This window comes from Psychrobacter frigidicola (genome assembly GCF_007997305.1).
GTDB lineage: Bacteria > Pseudomonadota > Gammaproteobacteria > Pseudomonadales > Moraxellaceae > Psychrobacter > Psychrobacter frigidicola.
On the sequence record NZ_VORZ01000001.1, the window covers coordinates 1,054,766 to 1,081,626 of the forward strand.

25 protein-coding genes and 1 other RNA gene are annotated in these 26,861 nt (G+C 41.6%); 8 read left to right on the forward strand and 18 right to left on the reverse strand.

Translation table 11 applies throughout. The features are described 5' to 3' along the window. The first annotated feature begins 2 nt into the window (after positions 1 to 2). On the forward strand, positions 3 to 1,316 hold the full coding sequence (locus ES754_RS04305) for an ABC transporter permease (protein WP_147222364.1): 1,314 nt from the start codon (positions 3 to 5) through the stop codon (positions 1,314 to 1,316). After that, complete coding sequence (locus tag ES754_RS04310; RefSeq protein WP_147222366.1) at positions 1,316 to 2,518, forward strand: ABC transporter permease; 1,203 nt, start codon at positions 1,316 to 1,318, stop codon at positions 2,516 to 2,518. Before ES754_RS04305 ends, ES754_RS04310 begins: the two co-directional genes overlap by 1 nt. Before the next feature lie 117 nt (positions 2,519 to 2,635). On the opposite strand, the gene sthA is transcribed toward ES754_RS04310, so the two are convergent. Continuing rightward, complete coding sequence (gene sthA / locus ES754_RS04315) at positions 2,636 to 4,285, reverse strand: Si-specific NAD(P)(+) transhydrogenase (protein WP_147222368.1); 1,650 nt, start codon at positions 4,283 to 4,285, stop codon at positions 2,636 to 2,638. A 253-nt stretch (positions 4,286 to 4,538) separates the two neighbouring features. Next, complete coding sequence (gene ppsR, locus ES754_RS04320; RefSeq protein WP_147222370.1) at positions 4,539 to 5,435, reverse strand: posphoenolpyruvate synthetase regulatory kinase/phosphorylase PpsR; 897 nt, start codon at positions 5,433 to 5,435, stop codon at positions 4,539 to 4,541. Positions 5,436 to 6,035: 600 nt separating this feature from the next. On the opposite strand from ppsR, the gene ppsA reads away from it, so the two are divergent. The 5 genes from ppsA to rplI all read left to right on the forward strand — a co-directional run bounded on the left by ppsA (position 6,036) and on the right by rplI (position 11,062). Next, positions 6,036 to 8,420 (forward strand): phosphoenolpyruvate synthase, encoded by a 2,385-nt coding sequence (gene ppsA / locus ES754_RS04325; RefSeq protein ID WP_147222372.1) that lies wholly within the window; start codon positions 6,036 to 6,038, stop codon positions 8,418 to 8,420. 229 nt (positions 8,421 to 8,649) lie between these two features. Then, positions 8,650 to 9,621 carry an RDD family protein gene (locus ES754_RS04330; protein WP_227677693.1) on the forward strand — a complete coding sequence of 324 codons (972 nt, stop codon included), beginning with the start codon at positions 8,650 to 8,652 and terminating at the stop codon, positions 9,619 to 9,621. Between the two features lie 255 nt (positions 9,622 to 9,876). Then, the gene (rpsF, locus tag ES754_RS04335) at positions 9,877 to 10,287 is read left to right on the forward strand and encodes a 30S ribosomal protein S6 (RefSeq protein ID WP_147222374.1); all 411 of its coding nucleotides are present in this window, start codon (positions 9,877 to 9,879) and stop codon (positions 10,285 to 10,287) included. 15 nt (positions 10,288 to 10,302) lie between these two features. After that, positions 10,303 to 10,530: a 30S ribosomal protein S18 gene (gene rpsR, locus ES754_RS04340; protein WP_147222376.1), complete on the forward strand. Its 228-nt coding sequence runs from the start codon at positions 10,303 to 10,305 to the stop codon at positions 10,528 to 10,530. Positions 10,531 to 10,555: 25 nt separating this feature from the next. Next, positions 10,556 to 11,062 (forward strand): 50S ribosomal protein L9, encoded by a 507-nt coding sequence (gene rplI / locus ES754_RS04345; protein ID WP_147222378.1) that lies wholly within the window; start codon positions 10,556 to 10,558, stop codon positions 11,060 to 11,062. A gap of 108 nt (positions 11,063 to 11,170) precedes the next feature. Here rplI and ES754_RS12215 read toward each other — a convergent pair whose 3' ends face one another. The 15 genes from ES754_RS12215 to prmB form a co-directional block, all read right to left on the reverse strand. Next, a complete protein-coding gene (locus tag ES754_RS12215; RefSeq protein ID WP_227677691.1) occupies positions 11,171 to 11,815 on the reverse strand; it encodes a hypothetical protein in 645 nt (214 codons plus the stop codon). A gap of 156 nt (positions 11,816 to 11,971) precedes the next feature. Continuing rightward, entirely contained in the window at positions 11,972 to 12,127 is a 156-nt protein-coding gene (locus tag ES754_RS12495) for an SIR2 family protein (protein WP_420825327.1), read from the reverse strand. A 2-nt stretch (positions 12,128 to 12,129) separates the two neighbouring features. Further along, positions 12,130 to 12,546: an SIR2 family protein gene (locus ES754_RS12340; protein WP_265090703.1), complete on the reverse strand. Its 417-nt coding sequence runs from the start codon at positions 12,544 to 12,546 to the stop codon at positions 12,130 to 12,132. A 3-nt stretch (positions 12,547 to 12,549) separates the two neighbouring features. After that, positions 12,550 to 12,750 carry a hypothetical protein gene (locus ES754_RS12225; RefSeq protein ID WP_227677689.1) on the reverse strand — a complete coding sequence of 67 codons (201 nt, stop codon included), beginning with the start codon at positions 12,748 to 12,750 and terminating at the stop codon, positions 12,550 to 12,552. A 1,598-nt stretch (positions 12,751 to 14,348) separates the two neighbouring features. Next, on the reverse strand, positions 14,349 to 16,502 hold the full coding sequence (locus ES754_RS04355) for a DUF3987 domain-containing protein (protein WP_147222380.1): 2,154 nt from the start codon (positions 16,500 to 16,502) through the stop codon (positions 14,349 to 14,351). Then, positions 16,495 to 17,028 (reverse strand): hypothetical protein, encoded by a 534-nt coding sequence (locus ES754_RS04360; protein WP_147222382.1) that lies wholly within the window; start codon positions 17,026 to 17,028, stop codon positions 16,495 to 16,497. Before ES754_RS04360 ends, ES754_RS04355 begins: the two co-directional genes overlap by 8 nt. Further along, the gene (locus ES754_RS04365) at positions 17,018 to 17,296 is read right to left on the reverse strand and encodes a hypothetical protein (protein WP_147222384.1); all 279 of its coding nucleotides are present in this window, start codon (positions 17,294 to 17,296) and stop codon (positions 17,018 to 17,020) included. The genes ES754_RS04360 and ES754_RS04365 overlap by 11 nt, the downstream gene beginning before the upstream one ends. Beyond that, positions 17,289 to 17,810 (reverse strand): KilA-N domain-containing protein, encoded by a 522-nt coding sequence (locus ES754_RS04370; protein WP_147222385.1) that lies wholly within the window; start codon positions 17,808 to 17,810, stop codon positions 17,289 to 17,291. Before ES754_RS04370 ends, ES754_RS04365 begins: the two co-directional genes overlap by 8 nt. A gap of 3 nt (positions 17,811 to 17,813) precedes the next feature. Then, positions 17,814 to 18,110, reverse strand: a complete 297-nt coding sequence (locus ES754_RS04375; protein WP_228267759.1) for a helix-turn-helix transcriptional regulator — start codon at positions 18,108 to 18,110, stop codon at positions 17,814 to 17,816. Positions 18,111 to 18,262: 152 nt separating this feature from the next. Further along, entirely contained in the window at positions 18,263 to 19,072 is an 810-nt protein-coding gene (locus tag ES754_RS04380) for a hypothetical protein (RefSeq protein ID WP_147222386.1), read from the reverse strand. A gap of 118 nt (positions 19,073 to 19,190) precedes the next feature. Further along, the gene (locus ES754_RS04385) at positions 19,191 to 20,432 is read right to left on the reverse strand and encodes a tyrosine-type recombinase/integrase (RefSeq protein WP_147222388.1); all 1,242 of its coding nucleotides are present in this window, start codon (positions 20,430 to 20,432) and stop codon (positions 19,191 to 19,193) included. A 163-nt stretch (positions 20,433 to 20,595) separates the two neighbouring features. Beyond that, positions 20,596 to 20,954: a transfer-messenger RNA gene (gene ssrA / locus ES754_RS04390) on the reverse strand. Between the two features lie 96 nt (positions 20,955 to 21,050). Continuing rightward, positions 21,051 to 21,722, reverse strand: coding sequence for an alpha/beta hydrolase (locus tag ES754_RS04395; RefSeq protein WP_147222390.1), 672 nt, complete (start codon positions 21,720 to 21,722; stop codon positions 21,051 to 21,053). 306 nt (positions 21,723 to 22,028) lie between these two features. After that, positions 22,029 to 23,132 (reverse strand): chorismate synthase, encoded by a 1,104-nt coding sequence (gene aroC, locus ES754_RS04400; RefSeq protein ID WP_147222392.1) that lies wholly within the window; start codon positions 23,130 to 23,132, stop codon positions 22,029 to 22,031. Positions 23,133 to 23,179: 47 nt separating this feature from the next. Further along, positions 23,180 to 24,364, reverse strand: a complete 1,185-nt coding sequence (gene prmB / locus ES754_RS04405; RefSeq protein ID WP_147222393.1) for a 50S ribosomal protein L3 N(5)-glutamine methyltransferase — start codon at positions 24,362 to 24,364, stop codon at positions 23,180 to 23,182. Positions 24,365 to 24,778: 414 nt separating this feature from the next. Between prmB and ES754_RS04410 the strand changes: the two genes are divergently transcribed. Next, positions 24,779 to 26,155: a L,D-transpeptidase family protein gene (locus tag ES754_RS04410; protein WP_420849926.1), complete on the forward strand. Its 1,377-nt coding sequence runs from the start codon at positions 24,779 to 24,781 to the stop codon at positions 26,153 to 26,155. 154 nt (positions 26,156 to 26,309) lie between these two features. On the opposite strand, the gene ES754_RS04415 is transcribed toward ES754_RS04410, so the two are convergent. Beyond that, positions 26,310 to 26,528 (reverse strand): hypothetical protein, encoded by a 219-nt coding sequence (locus tag ES754_RS04415; protein ID WP_147222397.1) that lies wholly within the window; start codon positions 26,526 to 26,528, stop codon positions 26,310 to 26,312. Positions 26,529 to 26,861 lie beyond the last annotated feature (333 nt).

The window sequence follows — 26,861 nt, forward strand, 5'->3', positions numbered from 1 at the left end:
CCATGCGTCTGATTCGAGCCTTTGTGCGTAGTGCTGCCTATGAGCGTCGTTTTTTTAGCAAAAATCCGTGGGATTTGGCGATGGTAGTATGGATTCCGTTGGCGACGGTATTGTTAATTTGGTGGATATTTTCACAAACCCAAATTACTGACTTGCCTATTGGCGTGATTGACCAAGACAATGGCCCCGTTGCCAATACGCTAGTACGCTATCTAGAAGCGAGTCCTGACATTACGGTCAAGCAGCTTTACTACTCACCAGCCACGGCAAAAGACGCTATTTTACAGCGAGATATTTATGCAGTGGTCATTATTCCACAAGATTTTTCGCGCAATATACTATCTGGTAAACCATCGCCATTAGTACTGCAAGTCAATGCTCAATACGGTACTCATTCCGGTATTATCCAAAAAAGCGTGCAATCCGTCGCTGGTACTTTATCGGCTGGCGTTGAGATGCAGCGCTTAGTCAAACAAGGCATGGCTCCCTCACAAGCCGCTATTGCTTACTCACCTATTGGCATTCAACGGGTTAGCTTATTTAACGCGGCAACCAATTATCAGCAGTTTTTGGCATCGACAGTTATTCCTGCCTTGCTGCATATTTTGGCGATGGTGATTGGTGCCACTACTATTGGCCGTGAGCTACGAGATAAGCAGCTTGGTCGTTGGTATCGGTTTATTGCTAATGGCAGTCCTATTAACAATAGTCTTGCTAATAATGGCCTTGATAGCAATAATCTTGAAAGCAAAAACCCTAATTTAACTTTATCAATAAATGACACTTTAGAAAATCAATTAATCGCGCCTAAACAGGTGAGTATCCTAATGTTGCTATCGGGTCTAGCGGGCAAATTTTTTTGGCCAACGCTCGCTTATAGTTTATGGTCCGCACTGGCATTATGGCTGGCAATTGGTCAGCAAGAGATTGCGAGCGCCTCTATAATGGCCACCTATCTTGGGCTAGTAGTGTTGATGATACTGTCATTTTGGCTGGGTGCAATTTTTACTTTAGGCTCGTTTTCATTACGTACCGGACTGTCGGCGACCGGCTTTATCTCAGCGCCTTCTTATGCCTTTGCTGGGGTAACTTTTCCTTATATCGCTATCAGTGAAAGTGCCAAGCATTGGTCGGATGCCCTACCTTTAACGCATTATCTTAAGTTGCATATTGCCCAATTACAGATGCAAGCACCCGCCGCCATATCACTACCTATTGTTTATGGCTTAGTCATAGCGACTGCGATTGCCATGCTGATAACCGCCCTATTGACCAAACGCGCTTTAGCACATCCTGAACGTTGGGGAGCACGCTAATGTCGCCATCATTAAAAAACAAGCCATTGGAAAATCATCCACCAGAATACACGCCAGCATCACAGAATTTCTTGGGTAGCTTCTTACAAACTTTAAAAGATATTTTTGTAGATAAAGGCGTGCTGTTAATGCTGGTTATCGCGCCCATTATCTATGGCTTTTTTTATCCTTGGCCATATTCAACTGAGGTGGTTAATCATGTGCCAGTAGGTATTATTGATAATGATAATAGTAACTTGTCGCGCACTATTAGCCGTTATGCAAGCGCCAGTCCGCAATTGCATACGCAGCGCTTTATTAATGAAGAAAGCGCTAAACAGGCCATCTGGTCAAATGAAATCGCTGGCTATATGATTATTCCAAGTGGCCTTGAGCAGCAAGTACTATCCGGTAAGGCTGCCAGTGTCATTGTCCTTGGGAATGGCGGCTATTTTATTCTCAATAAAAATGTCCAAATGGGATTTTTACAGGCCGTCAGTACCGTATCAGCCGGTATTGAAGTGAAAAAGAATGTGGCACAAGGCGCTTATCTACCGACAGCTGCTAGTAATACCCAAGCTGTTCCTCTACAAATCATTCCGTTATACAATCAAACAGAAGGCTACGGCGCTTACGTGGTGCCCGCAGTAGCTATTCTTATTTTACAACAGACCTTATTGATGGCAACGTCTATGCTCATCGGCACTTGGTATGAGCAGCGCCGCCATGCAACTAATATACGCGGCTGGCTGGGGCGAATTATGGCGCTGAGTTTAATCAGCTTTATTATAGGCTGCTTTTATTACGGTTGGGTATTTGAGCTACATCATTATCCACGTGGAGAGAACATGCTGGGTAGTTTGCTGTTCTTACTGCTGTTTTGCCCAACAGTGGCAACTCTCGGATGCGTGCTCGGATTGTGGTTTCGCCAGCGTGAACGCAGTATGCAGATTTTAATTTTTAGCTCACTACCGATATTTTTTATCAGTGGTTATCCGTGGCCAGCAGACCAACTGCCAGAAGCGCTGCAAATAATACGCTGGTTGTTCCCTACTACGCCCGCTATTAACACTTCAGTCCAGCTCAATCAAATGGGAGCAAGCGTCGCGCAAGTCGCCACTGGGTTTTATGCACTTGCCAGCTTATGGTTGTTTTATTTCGTACTACTGATGGTTTTTCGTTGGCGCACGCAACCTACTCCTCAAGATAAAATCAATTCCTAATTAAAGAAACAGTAGAGTACATTATTTATCAAAATTAGCTTAATAAAAAAGCGCCTACACATTATGCAGACGCTTTTTTATTAAGCTAATTTTATTTTAGTGACGTTTTAAATAATTTTAAAATACACGGTTAAGACCATTTAATGCTGCGACCCGATAAGCTTCTGCCATGGTCGGATAGTTAAAGGTGGTATTCACAAAGTACTCAAGGGTGGCATTACACTTCATGACCGCTTGACCGATGTGAATAATCTCTGAAGCATGATTACCATAACAGTGGATACCTAGTACCTCCAAGGTTTCGCGGTGAAATAGAATCTTTAAGACCCCAGAACGCTCGCCGATGATTTGCGCACGAGCAAGATGCTTAAAGAAAGCTTGACCTACTTCATAAGGAACTTTAGCATCGGTTAATTCTTGCTCAGTTTTACCAATACAAGAAATCTCAGGAATGGTATAAATACCAGTTGGTACACTAGAAACAAATTCAGCATCTCTATCACCAACCATAAAGGCAGCTGCACAGCGCCCTTGGTCATACGCCGCAGAGGCAAGCGAAGGCCAACCGATGACATCACCGGCTGCATAGATATTTTCAACGTCAGTACGATAAGTATCATCTATTTTTAACTGACCACGGGTATTCGCTTTAAGACCAACCGCTTCTAAGTTCAGGCCTTCGGTATTACCTGAGCGTCCATTTGACCATAGAATGGCATCAGACTTTATTTTCTTACCACTCTTGAGATACAAAATAACATAGTCATCATGTGTCTCTAGATGATCAATCTCTTCATTGCTGCGAATGACGACACCGAACTGTCTAAAGTCATGAGCGATAGCATCGCTGATTTCACTATCAAGATAACTTAATAACTGATCTTGGTTATTAATCAAGTCAACTTTATAGCCAAGACCCGTGAAGATAGAAGCATATTCACAACCAATCACCCCAGCACCGTAAATGATAATTTTCTTGACGACATAATCCATTTGCAAGATTTTGTCAGAGTCAAAAACGCGCGGATGATCAAAGTCTAAAATATCAGGACGGTAAGGACGGCTACCGACAGTGATAATCGCCTTATTAAAGGTGATCGTCTCAAAAGTATTTTCGTCAATTTCAATACGGATGGTATGTTGATCAACGAAGCTTGCCCAACCATGAATCACTTCAACCTGATTGCGCTCATAAAAGCGCTTATGAGTGCTTACTTGCTGACGAATCACATCACGTGCTTTGGCAAGTACAATATTCAAGGGTACTTGATGATAATCCATCGCTTTGGTAAACATCTGGTCACGGCGGAAGTTAATCAAGTTAAAGACCGATTGGCGCAGCGCTTTACTGGGAATCGTACCGACGTGCGTACAGTTACCACCGACTTGCTCTCGTGGGTCGATAACCACCACTTTTTTACCAGATTTCGCCAGCTTCATTGCAGCGGCTTCACCAGCAGGGCCTGCCCCTAAGACCACCGCATCATATTCATACGCGTGCTTATCGCTTTTTAGACGTTCTGAGTCTTTGTTAAAGCCGGATTTAACATCAATACGGGTATCATCAAGCGGATTGACCAAGTCTGGATGGTACATGATATCGTCGCTAACTTGCTCATGCGTTTGTGCTATTCGCTCTTCTTTATCTGCACTTTTGGTCGTCTCAGATATGGTTATTGGTGAGCCACCGTCATTTTTGTTTGAAACTTCGGTATGACTGTCTTTACCAGTATTATTAGTGGCATCGCCTTTAGTTTTTTTTCCCATTATGTCCTCTTTACTCTTTCATTTATTGGCGGGTTAATATTCGATCGTTTAATAGTATGGTGTAAAAGTTGCGGAGCCTTCAATAACAACTTACCTAGCTGTTAATAGATGTTTATGCTAATAACGGTGGCTGCATAATAATAAGTTAGGTAGTTTTCAATATGTGGCTATATGGCTGTAAGTAGATATGAGTTACCCACCTTACGTTGTGATAAGGGGTTTTGCAATCTTGAATGGTAGGCGGTATGTCATGTTAGCCAATACGTCGCTTTAATCCGGTTATCTGTAAGATACGGGTCGCTATCTCTTCAACCGACATCTCAGAGACGTCAAGGCTTGGAATACCTTGTGAAGTATAAATGCCCTGTATCGCGCGCTGTTCTTGCTGACATTGCTGATAACTCGAATAACGACTGCCAGCGCGACGTTCTTGACGAATTTTCACTAAGCGATCCGTATCAATAATAAGTCCAAACAGTTTGTCTTTATGTTCACGTAATGCTTTTGGTAATTGATTATCAAATAAATCTTCTTCAGTTAAGGGATAGTTAGCAGCACGAATACCGAATTGTAAGGCTAAATATAATGAAGTCGGCGTTTTTCCTGAGCGTGACACACCAATAAGAATAATATCTGCTGCATGATAATGCCGTGTGCGCGCGCCATCATCATTATCTAATGCAAAATGTACCGCATCAATACGCTCTTTATAAGTTTCAGAGTCGACGTTATCATGCGCGTGCCCCGAGTGTCCATCAGGCTCAACACCCGTCTCTTCGGCAATACGCCCAATTAACCCTTCATACATATCCAGATTACAACTCTGTGCTGAATTTATTTTTTCACGAATCTCAGGGTTAACAATGGTGTCAAAGACCAATGGCAATAGGCCATCACGCTGATATGCTATATTAATTTGTTCAACCGCATCATCAGCGCGCTCTAATGTATCGACATAAGGCAATACGCGAGTCTCGAACGGCACAGAAGCAAACTGACTTAAAATGGAGCGACCAAGCGTTTCAGCAGTAATTGCCGTGCCATCAGAGATAAAAAATGCACTTCTTACAGTTTGCGAATTATCCAAACTTAATGCATGGTGATTTTGAATCGTGGGCTTATTTTGTTCGGACGGGTTACTTGAATACATAACTTAAAAACCTCAATAGTAGCCTTTGAGTGACTTATCTTACTCTATGTATCAGTCACCATTTATTAGTATGCAATCAGTACATCATTATTACGATGATGACTAAGGCGTTAGGGCGCTTGTTTTACGCGCTTAAAATTTTATAGACTACATTATACCAATATTAAGCATTCAATAGGAATCGATGTTAGCATAAGCACTCAGTAATTGCGGCAAATCAAGGCTTCTAGCTCACTCCTACTCTTTTATATGTCACTCGTTAATAAATGGGGTTCTCTGTATTTATATAAAGGCATTTTTATAGGATCTATGAGTTATTATGCGATAAGCATTTTCAACAAAAACACTTTATTAGTCGTACTGTTAATTCTAAATAACTTTTCCAAGTATCGTTTTACCCACTCAAATATTGATTTACTGAATCAAATGAAAAAATAAAACTCTGAACATCACTCTTATTTATCAGTAAATTATCCTTATTTTCCATTATTTTTACCTTTTTTATAAAATATTTGGCTAAACCCCTCGAAATTGTCCAAATATAGCTGTATAATTGACCCTTATAATCTTTACTAAATAACCTTATTTTCTGGAGTTATCATGGCAGCGCAATCTACAGCACTCGTAATCAACCTTGATCAATTAGGAAAAAATGACATTGAGATGGTTGGTGGTAAGAACGCCTCGCTTGGCGAGATGATCAGCCACTTGTCTGATTTGGGCGTTAGTGTCCCAGGCGGCTTTGCCACGACCTCAAAAGCTTTTTATCAATTTTTGACCGAAACCGGCTTAATTGATAAGATTAACAGTGAGCTTAAAGCGCTTGATGTTGATGATGTTAATAAACTTGCGGCGACTGGCAAAAAAATCCGTAATTGGATTATTGAACAAGAATTACCAAAAGATCTTGAACAAGCAGTGCGCAAATCATTTATAGAGATGAGCGACGGTAAAGAAATTGCCGTTGCCGTACGCTCTTCGGCTACTGCCGAAGATTTACCAGATGCCTCATTTGCCGGTCAGCAAGAAACCTATCTGAACATTCGCGGTATTGATAACGTCCTTATTGCTATTAAAGAAGTATTTGCCTCACTATATAATGACCGTGCCATCTCTTACCGTGTACATAAAGGCTTTGAGCATGAAGGCGTTGCCTTATCTGCCACAGTCCAACGCATGGTACGTTCAGAGACGGGCGCTGCTGGCGTGATGTTCACGCTTGATACCGAAAGTGGCTTTGATAAAGTCGTCTTTATTACTTCAAGCTATGGCTTAGGTGAGATGGTCGTGCAAGGCGCGGTTAACCCAGATGAATTTTATATTTCAAAACAGCTACTAGCCAATGGCAAGCCAGCGATCATTCGTCGTAACCTAGGTAGCAAGCATAAAAAAATGATTTATGGCGATGAAGGCAGCACCGCTAAATCTGTCAAAATCGTTGATGTTGAAAAACAAGAGCGTATGCAGTTCTCATTATCAACAGAAGAGCTGACTGACCTTGCCAAACAAGCCGTAACTATCGAGAAGCATTACGGCCAAGCGATGGATATCGAATGGGCAAAAGACGGCGATACCAATGAAATCTTTATCGTCCAAGCCCGTCCAGAAACCGTTAAAAGTCGTCAAGACAGCAACGTTATGGAACGTTATGTCATTGATACTAAAGGCGCTAAAGTATTGTGCGAAGGTCGTTCAATCGGTCAACGTATCGGCGCGGGTAAAGTACGTATCGTTAGTAACTTAAACGAGATGGACAAAGTACAGGAAGGTGACGTTCTAGTTTCAGACATGACAGATCCAGATTGGGAACCTGTCATGAAGCGTGCATCAGCCATTGTCACTAACCGTGGTGGTCGTACCTGTCACGCCGCGATTATCGCCCGTGAGCTTGGCGTTCCAGCGATTGTTGGTTGTGGTAATGCCACTGAGCTATTGGTTGATGGTCAAGACGTTACCGTTTCTTGTGCTGAAGGCGATACCGGTTTTATTTATGACAGTCAGATTGATTTTGATATTCAGACTAACGCTATTGACTCAATGCCAGAGCTGGCGTTCAAAATCATGATGAACGTTGGTAACCCAGACCGTGCCTTCTCATTTACCCAAATGCCTAATAAAGGCATTGGTCTTGCCCGTCTAGAGTTCATCATCAACCGTATGATTGGCGTGCATCCAAAAGCGCTACTCAATATGAATAGCTTACCACGTGAAGTGGCCCAAGCAATTAATGAGCGCATTGCAGGTTATGCCTCACCAGTTGACTTCTATGTTGATAAATTAGTTGAAGGTATCTCAACGCTAGCCGTTGCCTTTATGGATCAGCCAGTTATCGTACGGATGTCAGATTTTAAATCAAACGAATACGCCAATCTTTTAGGCGGTAAGTTATACGAGCCTACCGAAGAGAACCCAATGCTGGGATTCCGTGGTGCTAGCCGTTATGTGTCTGACAACTTCCGTGATTGTTTTGAGCTTGAATGTAAAGCGCTAAAACGCGTACGTGATACCATGGGCTTGACCAACGTCGAAATTATGATTCCATTCGTTCGTACTGTTGATGAAGCCGCACAAGTGATCGAGCTGCTTGAGAAAAATGGTCTAAAGCGTGGCGAAAATGGTCTACGCGTTATCATGATGTGTGAGCTACCAACCAACTGTTTACTTGCTGATGAGTTCTTAGAGCACTTTGATGGCTTCTCAATCGGCTCTAATGACTTGACGCAGTTGACCCTCGGTCTTGATCGCGACTCAGGTATCATCTCTCATCTATTTGATGAGCGCGATCCTGCGGTTAAAAAGCTATTGTCTATGGCCATTGCAGCTTGTCGTAAAGCTGATAAATACATTGGTATCTGTGGTCAAGGCCCATCTGACCATCCGGATTTTGCTTACTGGTTAATGGAACAAGGTATTAGCTCAGTGTCATTAAACCCTGACTCAGTGCTTGATACGTGGTTCTTCTTAGCAGATGAAGAAGCACAGTAATCTGCCATAGGTTACGGTCAGCAAGACGTGATTAAAATAGCTAAATAGAATTTTAATTAGATATTCCGTCATTAGGGTTTGTTTGCAAGTCATCAATCAAATTGATGAAATGGCAGACAAACCCTAAGCTGTATTTAGTATTCAATAAAGGTTGTAGCAAACCGTGCTTGTTAATACTAAACGTATCCTAATATAATGACTTAAGACATGACTAACGATGTAGGCTACTATGCAAATTTTCCTTGCTCGAAATAACGTACAAGCGGGTCCTTATGACGTGGATCAGCTTAATATCATGCTGTCATCTGGTGAAGTAACGCTTGAAGATTTAGTATGGCATGAAGGTTTAGACCAATGGCAGCGTATCGGCAATTTAACGGGCAACCAATATGCTTATCGCCCTGTAAACACTTCTGCACCTAATAACGCTACCACCAATGACCACATTATTAATAATGTAACTGTGTTTCCTGAAGATGCCAAGGGCGCAGATGGCAACAAAGTTTCTATTGATAGACTCTATGGCAAGCCTGAGCGCCCAGCAGCTGACCCCAAGAAGCCCAAAGCTGACATGACAACCAATCGTCAGCACACACCAAATAATACTGTGTCATTAAATAAGTCTAATACTGCTAAAGCTACAGATAAAGTAATCGGTAATGTGGTACTTGCGCCTATCATGTCGCGAATATTAGCAACGGCTATTAATGCATTGTTATATATATTGGCTATTATTCCGCTGGTAATGGCATTGACCAAGATGGACATAGACTATACTAAGTTTCAAAACATCCAGAACATGGATGCGGCTTACAAATATTCAATGACCCTCATGGAAAGTATTCCTAGCAGTACCCTTATGATGTCGCAAGTCATGATTTTCGGGTTATTTGCTTTGCAGCTATTGTTCATCATGTTGCGTGGACAGTCCCTTGGCAAGTTGCTTACGGGTATTCGGGTAGTGGATCAGACTAGCCATCGCCTACCGTCATTCATCAAGCTTATTGGTATGCGCACCTTACTGCTATTTATAATTTATAACTTACTATTCTCGTTTACCAGCTTCTTAGGTTTTGTAGTCATTGCGATCCATTATTATATGGCCTCAAAAAGCCCTGAAAATATTGGTTGGCACGATAAATTGGCTAAAACTTTAGTAGTGAAAGCTGATAGCAGCCAATTAACCAAACTACCAAAATAAATACAGACGATAGAACAGTAGTTACAGCAACTAAGAAAGCAGCGTTTAAACGCTGCTTTCTTAGTTGCGCCTATCTATATTTTTGTTCATTTATCGTTGTACGCTGAATAGCCTTTGTGTTAATGAACGACTACTGTTATAATATGGCGCTTTATAAGCTAAGCTAATTTCCGATTTTTTTAGGATTAAGTTTACTTTATAGATCTCCTTGCTATTAACATAGGGTTGATAGCTACTAATCCGTAAGGAGTCCATATGCGACATTACGAAGTGGTGTTAATTGTACACCCAGACCAAAGCGACCAAGTGGTCGGCATGGTTGAACGCTACATTAAGTTGGTTCAAGACAACGATGGCACTATCCATCGTTTAGAAGATTGGGGCCGTCGTCAATTAGCCTACCCAATCGACAAAATCCATAAAGCTCATTACGTTTTATTCAATATTGAAACAAACGGTGAGACTTTAGCTGAGCTTGAAGAGTTGTTCCGTTATAACGACGCGATCATTCGTAGCCTGGTCATGCGCCGTGACGACGCAATCACTGAAGAGTCGCAGTTAGCTAAGAATGCCGATGAAAAACGCGCACGCAAAGCAACTACTACCCGTCGTCCAGACAGTCGTAATGACAATGACGACGATAACAACGACAACAGTGAAGACTAATTAAGGAGAATACTTATGGCACGTTTCTATCGCCGTCGCAAATTCTGCCGTTTCACTGCTGAAGGCATCACTCACATCGATTATAAAGATGTTGAGTTGCTAAAACAGTATATCAGTGAAAATGGCAAAATCGTACCTAGCCGCATTACCGGTACATCTACTAAATATCAGCGTCAACTGGCTACTGCTATCAAGCAGGCTCGCTATCTTGCGCTACTTCCGTATACTGACAACCATCAGTAATTCGACGGTTAACTAGGAGTGACTCATGCAAATTATTTTGTTACAGCGTATCGTCAACCTTGGTAAACTCGGTGAAACTGTCGATGTGAAACCAGGTTACGGACGTAACTTTCTTATCCCTCATGGCAAAGCGTTACCTGCTACTGCAGCTAACATTGAAAAGTTCGAAGCACGTCGTGCGGAACTTGAAGCCGAGGAAGCAACAGAACTTAATGCCGCTCAAGAGCGTGCTGATGCCTTAACTGATGTTAATGTTATCATGCGTGCTAAATCAGGTGATGAAGGTAAATTATTTGGCTCTATCGGTACCCGCGATATTGCTGAAGCATTAACCAATTCAGGCCTAGAAGTTGATCGTGCTGAGATTAAGCTTCCAGAAGGCGCTTTACGTCAAATTGGTGAATATAATGTTGATATTCAGCTTCATCATGACGTTACTGCGACTATCTTAGTTACTATTCTCTCCGAAGATGGTGATGACGAAGATCAAGTAGAAGAAACAGACAGCGAAGAAGATTATTCTGAAGAGTAATCTTTAGGGTATCTGCTTCAACGTTGATAAAAAAGCCAGTAACTAAGTTACTGGCTTTTTTTGTGGATGAAGTTTTTGCTACTATAAATAAGTAAAAAATGGATTATATTAAAAACGATTACTATTTTTTACGTAGTCATAAATGCATACTACTTTACAGAAATTACTTGAAGTATTCTTGGTTGCTAACGCTTCATCAATATGCTTTTTTAATATTTTTAACAATACATCTAAGTCCTGCTTGATTAAATTAAAACCCATGTAAGGAAGCATTCTCAAGAAAAGCCCAAAGTCTCCGCATTGATATAGTTCATTAACGCCAATATTTATCTCTGGTATACTTCTGGCGCGCTTTTTATCACTACCTTGGGATTGAAACTCTTTTTCTTGAATATTAAACTTAGTAGCGACGTTTCCTGAAAGCTCTGCTCCATCAAAAAGTTTACCTTTACAGTCAATTAATCCTACTTTATTCACAAAGTAAAAAATAGGTATGCGAGTATTACCTTTACATCGCTTAGGTAATACATCATTAACTACCTGCTGCCAATCATAAGCACCATTTTCAAATACTATCTCATGAATAAGGTCAAAAAGCTCTAGACCAACTAAGCCTTTATTAGCCATCGTTTCAGATCTTTTTACCATCGAGATTGCACCATAGCCAACAACAAATTCAGTTTGTGTATGGTCGTCAGTAACTGCTTCTGAATCTCGAACATATAGCTTTCCTTTTGGATCATCAGTCAGCACAAGTTCATAAAGTTCATCTTTAATGGCTCTAAATAAATGTGCTGGGATGCGTCTCTTAGTCTCGCAAAGAACTTCAAATATCTCTTTATAAGATGATGTTTGTACATACTTAATCGGTATCTTCTTATGAATTACTGAATCACTAATTGTTGGTTCTTAAACCTCCGGCTCCCACTCTACAAAAAGTAATTTATTCTTTAGAAAATTCAAGCTTTTATCAGGAAAGCAGCTCAAGATATCCTCTAGGATTTCGGCAATATGTTGGTCAGTAAGTGAATAACCTAAAAAGATTACTGGTCTTTCTATAAACATAGTCAGCAGCTTAGATGACAAATAAGGGTTTTTCTATACTCATCATAATCTGGCTTAGTTAAAACTAAACTGTTAGGCTCAGAACAACAACCATGTATTTTGTATATCTCTGCTATTCCATGGCTACGACCTGTAATCAAACCATCTTGACCAATAAAAGGTGTGAATTTTGGAAACCGTTGCTCTAGAAACATGTCCCAATTAGTCGTTATGACTCCATCTATATTTGCTTTTGAAAGCAACTCTATATCATGAAGTAAATCAGCATCAGTAGTAATATTGTGATGAGATTTACTAATAAACTCTGAAATTGAAAACTTTAAGGGTGATTGTTCATCAATCAGGAAACTTTCTTTCTCCTCAACCAAGGCTTTGCCTTCATTCGTCTCCCACCATTCTTCTGAATAAATTTTTGCCAAATGCTAAGCATATACAGTCAAGTCACCGTTTGATTGAGCTCTAAGTTTTACATGACTGACACCTATATTTTCAGCAAACTGTTTCAATAAGTCTTCCCAACAACTAACTCCTAGATACCGTCTAGATACCCCAGAACCGATGAAAAAAATAGGTGATGAATCAAATTGACTAAAGTGTTCTTCCAGTTTTTTCTTAAAAGTCATTATGATTTTCCATAAATTACCTGCATTAAAAAAGGCCAACCACTTATGTGGTTGAGCTCATTTAAAATGTTTGGTGGAGATGGCGGAAACTAAACTATAGACGTAAAGCATTGATTTATATAACTATACACAATTTAAAATAAGACGATACCAACCATAATACCAACAATCGTTTTTGATTTTGCTGTTATTCAATGTTTACCCTGTCAACTAAAAATTATTTTGTAATTGTTTGCACTATCTGCATGCCCTCGCGATACCTGTCCGAAAAGTCTATTATGCTGCCTCTCGATACTTGTTAAGAAACTACCCATCATGGGCAAAATCTACCCCGTGCGCGTACTGTTCCATTAACTACCCTCAATCTTTTATAACAGTCCGAAAAATTACCCCTTTATGGACTCGCAAAACTACCTTGCGCGTGTGCGTTACTGTTGCATAAACCTAGCCCTTTTTATGGACTCGAAGTATTATTTTAACGCCTCTTTTATGGACTCCGAAAAGTCCCCTGTATGGACTCCAAGAACTACCCTAACGTGTCCGAAAACCATCCCTTTTTATGGACTCAAAAAAGTCCTTTCTAAGATGTCCAAAAACCACCCCTTACGATGTCCGAAAATTACTTTTATAGCAGTCCGCAAAACCCTGTAATTGTCGTTTGCCTCGCGTGCGCGCGCGATACTTGTCCATAAACTATTTAAGCCCTTATGCTGCATAGCTTTGTGATATTAGCAATGATGAGTGATTGCATTGCAAAATGTCATGTTTTGTCATGTTTTGAATGACAGGTTGGCGGCGGTGCAAAATGTCATGTTTTTACATATTGTTATGCGACTCTCTACGGTGTCCAAAAAGTAAGGTTCTGGGGGTTGTCATCGGTGGGCTAAAACCTCATGTTTTGAATATTGGGTTTTACTGGGTTCTAACCTTGGGGTATTCTTGGGGTTCGTCATGATGACTAGGTGCTGCCAATGTAGTAAAAAGTAGTAGTTTGCTGTTGTGCTGAATGTTAACTTTTGACAACATGCGCGGCTGCATTGTTCTGTTTTGAATGTTAGGTTTTGTTAGGTTCTCGATTATCTAGAACCTAGGGGAAACCTTAGGTTGTTGAGCATTATAAAAAGGCTTGGTTTGTCCAATGAATGCCACTTATTCAGTTTTAAACCTTAACATTTCTTAACAGCCTCAAAGACTTTGATTACGGCAAGATTACGGCAAGGGTTAGTAATTCAGATTTCAACATTTCTCAACATCAGGCAATAAAAAAGGCAGACGATGAACGCCTACCTTGTAGAATTATGATGGCACCTGTTCACCTAATAGGCGATTGTCCTGCCTGCTAATATAGGTTATACCTAAGAAAATATGCCTTTGTTGCCTAAATAGCTTGTAAGCTTTGCCCTGTATAGCATCAAGTTAGTAATACCCCCGTCCTAAGCGTGCCTAAATTGCCTTTATTGTGCCTAAATGACCATGGTTTTAGGACAGTTTAGGCAACTTAGGCACGTTTAGGCAAATGCCTTTACTAAGCAAAAGCCCCTAGCTATATGGGCTAAGGGCTATTTAGGCAAAAAAGGCACGTTTTCAGGCACACACGGTTATATAAATAACTTAGGGTTAATATAAATCACTCTCTTTTTACCATCTTGCACCTGTCTAATGTGCCCCATACTTTCTAAGTTGTCTAACTCATTTTGCAGTAGCTTGTTATTTTTACGCATTGGCTTAGGTGCGCCATTGTAGGCATCAGTACGATTTAACATAGGCGGATTTTTACCCCTCGCTTTATCCACTAGCCAGCTGCTTAGCTTCTCACTGTCGTTCTGCTCACCTGTAGGCGTTGCATCAAGGTAGCGCAAGCGTTCGGCTGTGGAATACTCAACCAACATAAAAGCGCGTGTAATATCGTCTGTAGTGATTACCTTACGCCCATCAAAGAAAGCCATTAATGCAGCGATACGGCTGGCGTTCTCTGCCATTCGTGAGGCATACGCTTTTAGATATTCCAATGTCTGCCCGTTGGCTTGGCGGTTTTCTATCGCTTGCATGTGCTGATAAAAGGTTTGTTCTGCTTGCTGGTTTGCCCATTGCATCTTAATGCGCTGGGGTGTGCCTGTGCTGTCATTGGGCTGGCTTGCTGGTAATGGATCAAGTAAGGCATGACAGCGTGCCCAAAATTCTATTAAGTCAGGATTATCATAGGGGCTGTCGTTCCTACGCTGGGGGTTGTCCCATACACGTTTGCCCCGTAAATCAGGTGGGCAAGCTATCAATGCCCTTGCTAAAAAGCCTTGCCCGTTCATAAGTGGATCAGTTAATGCTTGCTCTAATACTACCCGTTGACCTTGTAGCAGTAGCGTCATGCGTACGTTATGGGCATCTGTTTGCGGTGTGGCGTATGCTGACTTTTGCGAACGTAACCGCGATACTTCGCCATCACTCCATAACTTCGTAAGTGCTGATAAGGCGCTGCCAGCGGTGTCACCTGTCATGGTGTGACCATTAAAGAATTGACCTGCTTCGTCTGTTGTCCATGATGCGTTGGTCATTTCACCACTGATAAACCTATCTAATATTGGCTCAATGGTGGCATCATCAAACAAGGTCTTAGGGTTTTTAGGCTTAGGGTTTTCATCTATAAAAGTGGCTTGCTCTTTACCTTTTAGACTTGCCTTGTCACTTTCCCATGTTGATACATCATCTAAATAGTTGGTGTATTGCTGGCGCTCATACTCTTTAATCTTAAAGTGAGTTAAGCCCATAGCCTGTGTTTTACCTGATCCGCTTTCCCCCTCTGTGATTAACATTAGACTGGTTGGCATGTGACCGTGCCCCATTGGTGCATCAATAAAACGCTGCCCCATGTGTGCCAGTGCGCCTAATACGCATTGTCCTGCCATTGCATCAGGTACTTGTGAGTAGTGCGCCACTGCCTGAACAACATTCTTTAGCAGTCCTTTGAACGCCTCTATAGGGTAAGGTGTAGGCTGGCTTGGGTCATTGGCTAATGGTTCAGGTTCGCCCCATATTTCCGCCTGTAGGTCAATTATGCTCGTATCATCATCGGCTAGAATACTGGCATAGGTTGAGTAATTGTCTAGCTGTGTCAGTAGATCAAAAACAGTAATAACCGCCTTGACGTTGCAACCTGCCAGCGGTTTACAGACCTTATCTTTTTTATCTATGGTGGTAAAGATGGTCACGGGGTAGGCTTCTGCAAAATGCTTTACCGTGCTATTAAATAGCAGACTATCAAGGCATACCAATAGCGTGACATTATCAGCTATCAAGTGTTGAGCAATCATGACCGCATCATCTAAGTTATCAATGGCTATGATCTCGTTAGCACTGTCTAACGTGCCAATGATTAACGCTGTCGGCTGCATACGGTCAATGATTAACGGCTTTTGATTGCAGTTAGGCGTGACACTGGCAAGGGTTACGGGTTGATCTTGATTATTAGACAATACTAGCCCTATCGTGCCAGCTGTAGGCGCTCTCGATCCTGTATCAAAGCCCGTAGTTATGGTAATATTGTCATCAATGTTCAGTAACTTATCTTGTATGCTTAACTGCTCATATAAGTTATAAAGACTAAGTAATATATTGTCATCTGCCAGCCCTTGCCGTGTGGCTGCATTAAATCTACTTATCATTTCAAAGCCTGCGCTAAATGCGTGGGCTTTTTCATGGGTGTCTATTGGGGTTTTAAGATGGTTTTTTTTTGAGGTCGTGCTGATTGAGTTAGCCATGATGGATAGCCCCTAACGTTTTTTGAGTGAATGCCACGCTATACAGTAAAGATATAGGGTGACGGGTCTTACTCTCGGTAACGTTAGTAACCGCCCTGCATATTCGCCTTACGGCTATTTTATTTTGCAGCGTCAACCCGTCATAGTCGGTTAGCAAATGACTTGCTATAGATATGAGGGAATGATCCCTTGTGGCGCTTAACTGCGCTTTCGGGGCGGTGCTTGATTGTATAGTGACAGCTTGAGAGGCTGGGCTATTATCAGGCACAAAAAAAGCCAATAAATAACGGCTGGCTTGTCCGCTAACGTTTTTTGAGAGGTCTATATAGTAACCGCTGCTATTGTCACTTGCAATCGGTTTTGCCTCAACTGGTGTGCAAGCCAAAAATGACAATAGCAAGCCAATACCTACTACCCATGCCATAAAGATAGTAAATCTTAGTAGTAAGCCTCGCTTGCCAGCTTGTACGCGACTGTATGTCCCGTGCTGGGGTTCAAGGTCAGTTTTGATAGGGTTATCGGACATGGCTTGATACCTCCAATTCAGGCAGTAAGGTAAGCCCTCCCATCATTTCGCTAACTATGCTTGCAAGCTCACTATTAGCGAGTAAGGCAGACCTTACAGCGACTAATACGCATTTGCTTGCGTCATCATCGGTCTTGATAGCACTAAGCGCCATTGATAGGCTCTCAGCATCGTTTGATAGGTCTTGTATGCGGTCATCAATGACAGATAGATAATAACTATCGACTGCTACTAGGCGCGGTTCTAAGCGTTCGTTATCACTATTCATTATCAGCACCTCCTACAAGATTAAGACTAGTCTGCATTTGCTTGATAGTGCTATCAATATGCTGTTTCAACTGTGGCTTGATCTGCTTACCACCTATGCAAAGAAAACGCCCTGCGCTAGTCAATCCAGCATCAATAGTGTTTAGCTCATGACATAATTTGTTAAGTCGTTCGCTAAGCTCTACCTGTTGGCTCACCATCGAGTCAAAAGCGCGTATCACCAATAGTTGAAAACGTGGGCTAATCCACATGGCATAGCTGTAAACAAGCTCACGGCATACGAAAGTACCTTGCTGATCTGCATGACCACCTTGAATGACCTTATAAGCTATTGAATTGGCTTCGTTACTCATATCTGAGCAACGCTCTATTTCATTAATTAAGCTCTTAGTATTTTCTAGTCTTACAAAGTTTGCTGGCTTGTGCTTGTTATCACTGCCACTAGCCTTATGTAGGTCATTTAGTGAATACAAGCCGTCTATCATTCGTATAGTGTTATTTAATATAGTAAGCATGATCTACACCTTGCTTGTGGTTAAGGTGTGTTTGTTGATCCATTCGTGAACCGCTGCATAGCTCCACGCGGTCATTGTTGGCGATAACTTAACGGGTGCAACAAAACGCCCATCTTTTGACCATTCAAAAAGCGTGGTTTTGCTAAAAGGTAGGAACGGCAAAATGTCCTTTGCTCTGCCCATGCCAGTAGTAGGCAGTTGCATAGCTGGACTGTTTGCGGTGGTTGGTTGGGTATCGTTCGAGGTGTCACTAGTAAAGGGGATTACTGGCGTGTCTTGGGTAGCTTGTTGCTGTGTCATGTTCATAGCTCCATGTAGTGTATTGAGCCGTAACGGACGCTACGGCTTACATGAGCTATCTTAGGGGGCGAGAGTTTTTAGCTAAATACTCGTCCATGCATAGAGTGCCGTATGCATGCATATAATGTTTGATGCATGCATACGACATTCTATTATGAAAAATCTCCCTTGTCAGCTTCACTCAATAAACGACATACAGTAGGGAATGAAGGATTTTTGCCTGTATCAATATGCAGCTTAATATAGGTAGCTGCATCGGTATAAGTGCTAAACCCTTTATCTTTCATAATCTTGAGATATTTTTCTTTTCGCTCCTTTTTTTTCTCTCTATGTGGCTGCCACCTTGCATCAGACGCTTTTCTATTTCTATTGGATATTTCTTCTTTTATATAGCTATCAAAATTTTGTGTCTTATTTCGTATAGCACCGCCGTAAATTAGTGTAGATACACTGTTATAACTTATTCCAGTTTCATAAGCGCCATTATAAAAAGCCCATCTCCCTAACTCTCTATATAATAAAACCCTTGTCACATCGTAAGAGACTTCTCTTATTCTCATAAAATCTTCTTCGGTATATTCATCTGTGACGTATGCTAACTCTGCAACATCATCATCAATACCAGCTTCAAACTGCCTTACGATTTCTTTGAAGTTATAACTTACTACAGCATTAACTAGACATTGACGCTCACAAACACCTTCACAGTCACATTCATAATCAGAAGTATCAGGGCTAAGATCATAATCGTATAATGCTACATAATCACTCATAAGAGTTTCTTGGTGTTCCAAAAAAGCAATATTAATTGCAGACTGTGCTTCATTACAGTTTTTATTATCAAGAATACTATTTAACATCAAGTCTATAGTTGGTTTTATTATAAACCTCTCAATAGCTTCATACGTTAAGCGACCAGACTTAGCGTTAAAACCATCATCATCGTAAACTACATAAGTCACAATACACACCCCTACACCCTTAAATCAAAGTAGGTGCAAGGCAGTGACAGCATAAGGGTGTGAATAACTGTCGTTCGGGTAATTAGTCCTAGCCTTGCATAGTCGTTACTACATAGCATTACCCATGCTTTTGTGTTTGTTGTTTAAAGCTGGCGTGTATGACGTTATCAAGCTTGCCAGCATAGGCATCATCAATGAAATTTGCCCATTGGTGCATCATGTTTATTCTGTATGGTAAGTGCTGCGCCCCGTTGTATGCTGCACTGATCTTGTTTTCTCTATCATGTGCCAGCTGTAGCTCTATCGCTTCGTGCATGTATTCCTGCTCATGCAACGTGGTACTGGCAAGCCCTCTAAACCCGTGCCCTGTCATCTTGCCTTTGTAACCCATATTCCATAGGGCATTAATAAAGGCGCTTTGACTGTATGGCTTACGGGTTGAAGTATTGAAGAAAACATACTGATCCGAAAAGCCCAGTTCTTTAATCTGCTTCAATATCGCTACTGCTTGCGGTGCTAGTGGCACGATATGCAAGCGCCTAGCTTTCATCTTTTCAGCTGGGACAATCCATAAGCCACGATTAAAATCTATGTCCTGCCATTCCATAAAGCGCAATTCATTAGTACGCACAAACGTATAGCACAAAAACCATAAGCCTAGCTTTACTAATAGATCACCATCATAAGCATTAATATCTTTTAATAGTTTAGGTAGTTGCTGGCTAGTGATACGGCTATGATTGACGGTTTTGTGTGGCTTGATGGCTTCGGCTAGGTCGGTGGCTGGGTTATGCGTGGCTAGTCCATTGCGTATGGCGTGCTTGAATATCTGCCCTACTTCTCTAATAGTCCGCCTTGCCATTTCATTAGCGCCGCGGCTCTCTACTGCTTTACCAATAGCCAATACATCAGGCGCGGTTATGTCGTTTATGTTCTTTTGACCAATAGAGGGCTTAACATCGCGCATGTAAGCGGAATAATTACGGGAAAAAGTGCTTTCTGCTAGGTAGGTTTTGCGTTCTGCATACCATGACTGGGCTATGTTATCGAAAACATTTAAACCATCTTGGCTGGCTTGCTGCTCTCTCTTATGGTCTTTAGGGTTCACACCATCAGCTATTAAGCGTTTGATCTCAATATTGCGCTGGCGTGCATTTTGAAGGCTCATTACTGGATAAGTGCCAATAGTGAGGGTTTGCTGTTTGCCTTGCCAGCGATAGGCGCTGATCCATGACTTAACTCCTGTATAGCGCACCCATAATTGCAGCCCGTTACCATCGCTATGTTTATCAGGTCGCTTTGTATCAATAGAGGTGCTACTGGGCTGTAGCTTATTGATAACGGTATGAGTTAAGGGCATTGAACTATCCTTTGTTGGTATTGAGCGCGTGTATAAACTCTAATACCAACAATAATACCAACATTCTATATAGGACGCTATACCCCTACATAACCCTCAATACCTGAAAAACACCCAAAATAAAGGGCTAACAGTCTATGACGGTCAGCCCTTTATCGTTGTTTGGTGGAGATGGCGGGAGTTGAACCCGCGTCCGCCAGCATTACGCTCATGAATCTACATGTTTAGTTTCTGTCTTTGGTTTTAGTTCGCACCGATCCGACAGTCAGGATGGATAGAACGATTCTCTACTTTTAAACCCAAGCAATTGAGACAACCACTTGTGGCGCTTCTACATGCGGACGCTTCAACTTAGTTGACCAACTGTAGATGATCAGCAACTAAGTAAACAGGGTTTAAGCTGCTAGAGCGTAATTTTCGTCGTTTGCGACTATAACAATATATGTTTGATTTACGAGAGGACATATACTCTCGACATGCATCATTGAGTTTCATCACCAGCGTCGAAGCCAGAACATCCCCAATTGATTTATGTATTATAAATGAATTGGAGCCAGTGTGGCAACCACTATACAGCCAATATTACATTAAGTTACAGCTTAAGGAATTGAATAGCAGCTAAGCCAGCACTTGATTTAACCAGTCGCCAATATCTTCAATCTGCGGCATACATACCTGATGCGCCATTGGGTATGTACGATAATCAACTTTATAACCTTTAGACGTTAGTAGCTGCTGCGCTTGTTCGCCAAGAATAACGGGCACTACCGGGTCATGCGTGCCATGCTCAATTAATATCGGCATGCCTCTATTAGCAGTGCTGTAGTCTAGATTATCATTGGTTGCTAGATAAGTAGACAACGCCATTAAGCCTGCCAAACGCTGCGGATAACCTAGCGCCACATGATAAGCTACTGCCCCGCCCTGCGAGAACCCAGCAATAACAATATGTTCGGGTGACACACCGCGTTCTATCTCACGGGCAATCAAGTCATGAATCTGTTGCGTAGATTCTTCAATTTGACCAATATCAACTTTACGCTCAAGGCTCATCTCAAAGATATCATACCAAGCTGGCATAATCATGCCGCCATTGACCGTTACTGGTCGCTGTGGGGCATGAGGAAATAGGAAACGTATTGCCATATCATCAGCCAAACCCAGTTGTGGTACCACTGGCTCAAAATCATGACCACTAGCGCCCAACCCATGCAACCAAATTACGGATCGGTTGATAACTTTTTTAGTAGGGTTGTGTTCTACGATGACACAATCTAGATATTTACTCATATCACTTCCTTTATATATTGATATTTTTTGATAGAACAGGCATATGACTTAGTTATATTAGCTTCTATAATAGATTTATGATTTTTATAATGGCGCTTATTATACTACATCTCCCTGCACCCTTGCGACTGAGCGCGGTTGCAATAACTACTTATCACTTCTTAACGTGTTTTTATAACAGTGAGCGCAGTGCAGCTTATTATTAAACCTTATTTTTGCTTTTCTAAAGATATAAAAAAGCCCTGTATGACCTCCAATTAAACATTATTAGAGGTCATAAAGAGCAGATTGTTTAAAAAGCAGAATTTAAGTAATTGAAGCTAGCGGTTGCTTAACGTCACCATTCTGTCCACGATTACGTAGATAATGGTCAAGCAATACAATGGCCAACATCGCTTCAGCAATGGGTGTTGCCCGCACACCAACGCAAGGGTCATGACGGCCTTTAGTCAACATATCGACTGCTTCACCTTGGTTATTAATACTTTTACCAGCGGTAGTAATACTAGATGTCGGTTTAAGGGCGATAGTGACGCGAATATCTTGCCCAGAAGAGATACCACCCAAAATCCCACCAGCATGATTGGCCGTAAAGCCATCAGGGGTCATCTCATCACGAGCACTATGACCGAACTGCTCAGCAACAGCCATACCATCACCAATCTCAACGCCTTTTACCGCATTGATACTCATCATAGCATGGGCAATCTCAGCATCTAAACGGTCAAATACCGGCTCACCTAAACCTACGGGTACGCCACTAGCAATAATCTCTAAACGGGCACCGCAGCTAGTCCCTTCACGGCGCAAGCTATCTATCAAAGTCTCAAAACGTCCAATCGCGTCTTTATCTGCACAAAAGAACGGGTTGCTATTAACAAACTCCCAATCAATTTGACTTGGATCAAGAACTTGACTCTTTTCAGGGCCTATCTGAGTCACATGACCACGAACTTGCACACCCAAGCGCTCTTGTAAATACTTTTTAGCAATCGCGCCAGCAGCAACCCGCATTGCAGTCTCACGTGCTGAGGAACGCCCGCCACCACGATAATCACGAAAACCATACTTCATACTATACGTATAATCCGCGTGACCGGGACGAAAAGTATCTTTAATCTCGCCATAATCTTTTGATTTTTGATTGGTATTACGAATCAATAGACCAATAGATGTGCCGGTGGTTTTACCTTCAAAGATGCCAGAGATAATTTCTACCTCGTCAGACTCACGGCGCTGGGTTGAGTATTTCGAAGTACCAGGTTTACGGCGATCTAAATCTATTTGCAAATCTTCAGCCGATAACGCCAAGCCTGGCGGTACACCATCTACAATAGCTAATAAGCCAGCACCATGCGACTCACCACAAGTGGTCACACAAAAAAGTTTTCCAATACTATTGCCTGCCATGTTTGTCCTTAAACGGGTAAAACCTATTGATTAGGCGTTGTCATTAATTACTGGTTGTTATCCAATAGCTGTACGTAATGTGCAAACAAGTCTCGGTGTGCGGTCAATTCATCAAAAGTAATCGCAAATACCCCGTGACCCCCATTTGCAAATTTGAGCCAATCAAACTGAATGTCAGGGTAAGCTTGGTTCAATGCCCACTCGCTGTCACCAACTTCGCAAACCAATAATCCTTCAGGACTTAAATAATCTGCCGCTTCAAATAAAATATGATGGACTAAATCGAGTCCATCTTGCCCAGCCGCTAGTGCATGCTCAGGCTCATATAAAAACTCAGGCGGTAAGTCTGCCATAATCGCAGCATCAACGTACGGAGGATTGGTAACGATAAGCTCGTATTGGTGTTCAGGTGGTAGCTTGGCAAATAAGTCTGATTCAATCACATTGACTTGATGATTCAGGTCATGATGATCAACGTTGACCATGGCCACTTCTAACGCACCTTTATCAATATCAACGGCATCAACCAGCGCATCGACGAAACGGGTTGCAAGCGCGATAGCAATACAGCCAGAACCCGTACACATATCTAAAATACGTTCTGGTTGTGATAGTTGCATCACCTCAAGCCCATGTTCATAAAACTTAGTAGGTTGCTCGTTGACGTTAGCGCCAAGCGGTTTAGCCAATTCATTCGCATCAAAATAAGGATAAAATTGCTGGCGAATCAGTTCTGCTATCGGCGAGCGTGGAATTAATACCCGTTCATCAACATAAAAAGGCAAATCACAAAAATAAGCCAAATTAATCAAATAGCTTAATGGCTTACGCTCGGCAATACGTTCTTCTAATAACGCCAGCACGCCTTGCTTTTCTGACGACGTCAGACGGCAATCTAAAATCTGCTCACTAGCAGACCAATCTAAAGACAAAGAATGCATCACAATAGCTGAAGCTTCAGCAAACTCATCCGTGGTTCCTTGTGCTACCACCACATCATAATTGCGTAACTGGGTAACACCAAAGCGGATAAAATCACGAATGCTAAATAATTGTTCACGGGCTTCTTCAAGCTCCGCATGCAAAGTTGCAAACTGGCTGTGCTCAGTGAGCAATCCAGTCTCGTCCGATGCCAAGTCATTGTCAGAGTCAAGGTCGAACTCATGCGAGGCGTGACCACTAAAATATTGATTCTGAAAATCTTCTGCACTGATAGTCTGGTGTTCTGACATAACTCACCTTATAGATGACATGCTCATTGGCTACGTATTCGTTGGCTACGTACTCGTTGACTGCATGTTAATGGGTTGAATAAAACGCTGTTAGCGCATTATAGACACAAACGTTATGCAGCGCCAATAACTGTGGAACTTACTTTGGTAAAAGGAAGCTCATTAAATAATTGTGAGCTAATATTTACCTTTGTAAGAATTTTTTATGATATTAATACCTTACTGGAAAGTTACCAAACAGAAAAACAAGCAATATTCTAGAGAGAGCACCATCCAATCATTACTGTATTGTAGTCGATACGTCAGCGACTGCTGCTCAATGTTCTATCACTACAAAAAGGTGTGTCAAAAGTTTGCGAAGCGCCCAAATTATGCGCATAATAGCCGCATTATAACTTCCAGATGTGACTCAATATTATGAAAATAAAGCCACTAATTATTTCTATGTCAATCGCGGCTCTGAGCGCCACTATGAGTTTTAGTGCCCTTGCTGCCCCTATCGACAGCAATCGCACTTTACCAGTACGTACTGCTGATAAATTACCAAGCCTCGCGGTATTGACTAGCCTAGATGTGCAAGTAAATCGTAGTACTTCTATGAATAATAGAGCTGCCGTAGCAAAGACTGCCCCTGTTGCCAAATCAACGCCCCAGCCTAAACAAAAAACTCAGCCGCAGCCAAAGTCTAAGCCTGCCGCTGATAATATGAGCGTAGCGGAACTAACGCGTAAGGATGAGCAGTCTGATGACATCAGTGGCGGTCAAGCAGTTGCTGCCTCCTCTATTGATGCATCCGATGCTTTTGGTTTTGCGCTACCTGATAATCAACAATATCAAGGCTTAAACGACGATACCAGTATTAAAAACATCGAAGATATCGATGGTAAAAAACACACCACACTGAATCTATCGAGCTATGCTAAACAAGTAAACGATGCCACTTGGTCGCCGAATATGAAGGTCAACTCGGCAATGACCATCAAAATACAGACATTGCTAGATTGGAACCACGCATCGCCTGGTGCCATTGATGGCGGCTGGGGCATGAACAGCAAAAAAGCCCTAATCAACTTTCAAAACATGAAAGGCTTAACCGCAACCGGTAAGATGGATCAAAATACGTGGGATGCACTAAATAAAAACATTCCTGCTAATAAACCGATTTTGGTGACTTATACTCTAACTGATGAGGATATCAATACCAATTTTGCGATCACACCAGCAGGCTCAGAAGAAAAGTCAAAAATGAAAGGTCTGTATTATCAAGACATCAAAGAGATGCTTGGTGAACGCTTCCATATGGACGTGCGTTATCTTGATAAGTTAAACAAAAATAAAAACTATCAAGCTGGCGAGACGGTTACCGTACTCAATAGCCGCGGTGCACTAAAAGAACGCATCACCCGTGTGGTTGCAAATAAAGCTGATAAAACTTTGTACGCCTATAATGGTGACAAACTGGTCGCTACCTATCCGACCACCGTCGGTAGTGACAGTACGCCATCACCGCAGGGCACCTTTAAAATTGTGAATAAAGTCAAAATGCCATGGTATAAAGCCACCGTTGGCGAAGGTGATCAAAAGAAAGTGCACATGTTACCACCTGGCCCTAATAACCCAGTAGGCGTTGTCTGGATGGGATTGTCTAAACCCTCTTATGGCCTACACGGTTCACCAAAGCCCGAAGGCATTAGCCGTCAAGCATCGGCAGGTTGCGTGCGCTTGACTAACTGGGATGTGTTAGAAGTTTATGCCAATATCGAAAATGGCGCGACCGTTGAGCTAAAATAACGGCTGCTTAACCTTCTATAGAACTATTGATGAAATAGCTCTGATTACCTAATAGCCTTAATGTAGAATCAAAAAAAACAGTCTCTTTTATGAGGCTGTTTTTTTAATTCTTATTTGGTATCACTTATTATTTTATTATAATAATTTTATGTGACTAATGAATTACTTTATAGCCTTCCTCATTACCGGTAATGCTGCCAACTTTTTTGGTAAAAAACAACCCAACAGGAATAGAGATTAGCAGACCAGCAGCCACTGCCATTTGGATATGTGGAATTTGGTTAAATGGAGATAACAGTGCTGTGATCATCAATACACCAATAATAACGGTTGCGGCTATTGAATAGATAACAGAGAATAATGGCCAGTTCATAACGTATTCCTTATATTTTTTGTGGGTATACAACATTTATACTATATATCCATAAAAATAGTAAGGTTTTAAGGTAGACCAGTGAGACAGTTATATTAGCTGACCTCAGGTTAAAACCATGTTAACATAAGGGAGTTAGTTGCTGAGGGATAAAAAAGTTTTTTTCTACTAACTTATCACCCTTCTTTTCCTCTTTTTTTTATCTGGACCACTCTTCTTCCACTTTTTAATACCGTATCGACATCGCTTTATGAATATCACATCATAACTATTTTAGTATAATTATGTGCATGAACTATTTTATTAGCAATAATATTAATAGGTTTTTTATAG

Coding starts and splice junctions, on each gene's coding strand:
- ES754_RS04305 (WP_147222364.1), top strand. CDS start 3: ATGCGTCTGATTCGAGCCTTTGTGCGTAGTGCTGCCTATGAGCGTCGT.
- ES754_RS04310 (WP_147222366.1), top strand. CDS start 1,316: ATGTCGCCATCATTAAAAAACAAGCCATTGGAAAATCATCCACCAGAA.
- sthA (WP_147222368.1), bottom strand. CDS start 4,285: ATGGGAAAAAAAACTAAAGGCGATGCCACTAATAATACTGGTAAAGAC.
- ppsR (WP_147222370.1), bottom strand. CDS start 5,435: ATGTATTCAAGTAACCCGTCCGAACAAAATAAGCCCACGATTCAAAAT.
- ppsA (WP_147222372.1), top strand. CDS start 6,036: ATGGCAGCGCAATCTACAGCACTCGTAATCAACCTTGATCAATTAGGA.
- ES754_RS04330 (WP_227677693.1), top strand. CDS start 8,650: ATGCAAATTTTCCTTGCTCGAAATAACGTACAAGCGGGTCCTTATGAC.
- rpsF (WP_147222374.1), top strand. CDS start 9,877: ATGCGACATTACGAAGTGGTGTTAATTGTACACCCAGACCAAAGCGAC.
- rpsR (WP_147222376.1), top strand. CDS start 10,303: ATGGCACGTTTCTATCGCCGTCGCAAATTCTGCCGTTTCACTGCTGAA.
- rplI (WP_147222378.1), top strand. CDS start 10,556: ATGCAAATTATTTTGTTACAGCGTATCGTCAACCTTGGTAAACTCGGT.
- ES754_RS12495 (WP_420825327.1), bottom strand. CDS start 12,127: ATGTTTATAGAAAGACCAGTAATCTTTTTAGGTTATTCACTTACTGAC.
- ES754_RS12225 (WP_227677689.1), bottom strand. CDS start 12,750: ATGACTTTTAAGAAAAAACTGGAAGAACACTTTAGTCAATTTGATTCA.
- ES754_RS04355 (WP_147222380.1), bottom strand. CDS start 16,502: ATGGCTAACTCAATCAGCACGACCTCAAAAAAAAACCATCTTAAAACC.
- ES754_RS04360 (WP_147222382.1), bottom strand. CDS start 17,028: ATGTCCGATAACCCTATCAAAACTGACCTTGAACCCCAGCACGGGACA.
- ES754_RS04365 (WP_147222384.1), bottom strand. CDS start 17,296: ATGAATAGTGATAACGAACGCTTAGAACCGCGCCTAGTAGCAGTCGAT.
- ES754_RS04370 (WP_147222385.1), bottom strand. CDS start 17,810: ATGCTTACTATATTAAATAACACTATACGAATGATAGACGGCTTGTAT.
- ES754_RS04375 (WP_228267759.1), bottom strand. CDS start 18,110: ATGACACAGCAACAAGCTACCCAAGACACGCCAGTAATCCCCTTTACT.
- ES754_RS04385 (WP_147222388.1), bottom strand. CDS start 20,432: ATGCCCTTAACTCATACCGTTATCAATAAGCTACAGCCCAGTAGCACC.
- ES754_RS04395 (WP_147222390.1), bottom strand. CDS start 21,722: ATGAGTAAATATCTAGATTGTGTCATCGTAGAACACAACCCTACTAAA.
- aroC (WP_147222392.1), bottom strand. CDS start 23,132: ATGGCAGGCAATAGTATTGGAAAACTTTTTTGTGTGACCACTTGTGGT.
- prmB (WP_147222393.1), bottom strand. CDS start 24,364: ATGTCAGAACACCAGACTATCAGTGCAGAAGATTTTCAGAATCAATAT.
- ES754_RS04415 (WP_147222397.1), bottom strand. CDS start 26,528: ATGAACTGGCCATTATTCTCTGTTATCTATTCAATAGCCGCAACCGTT.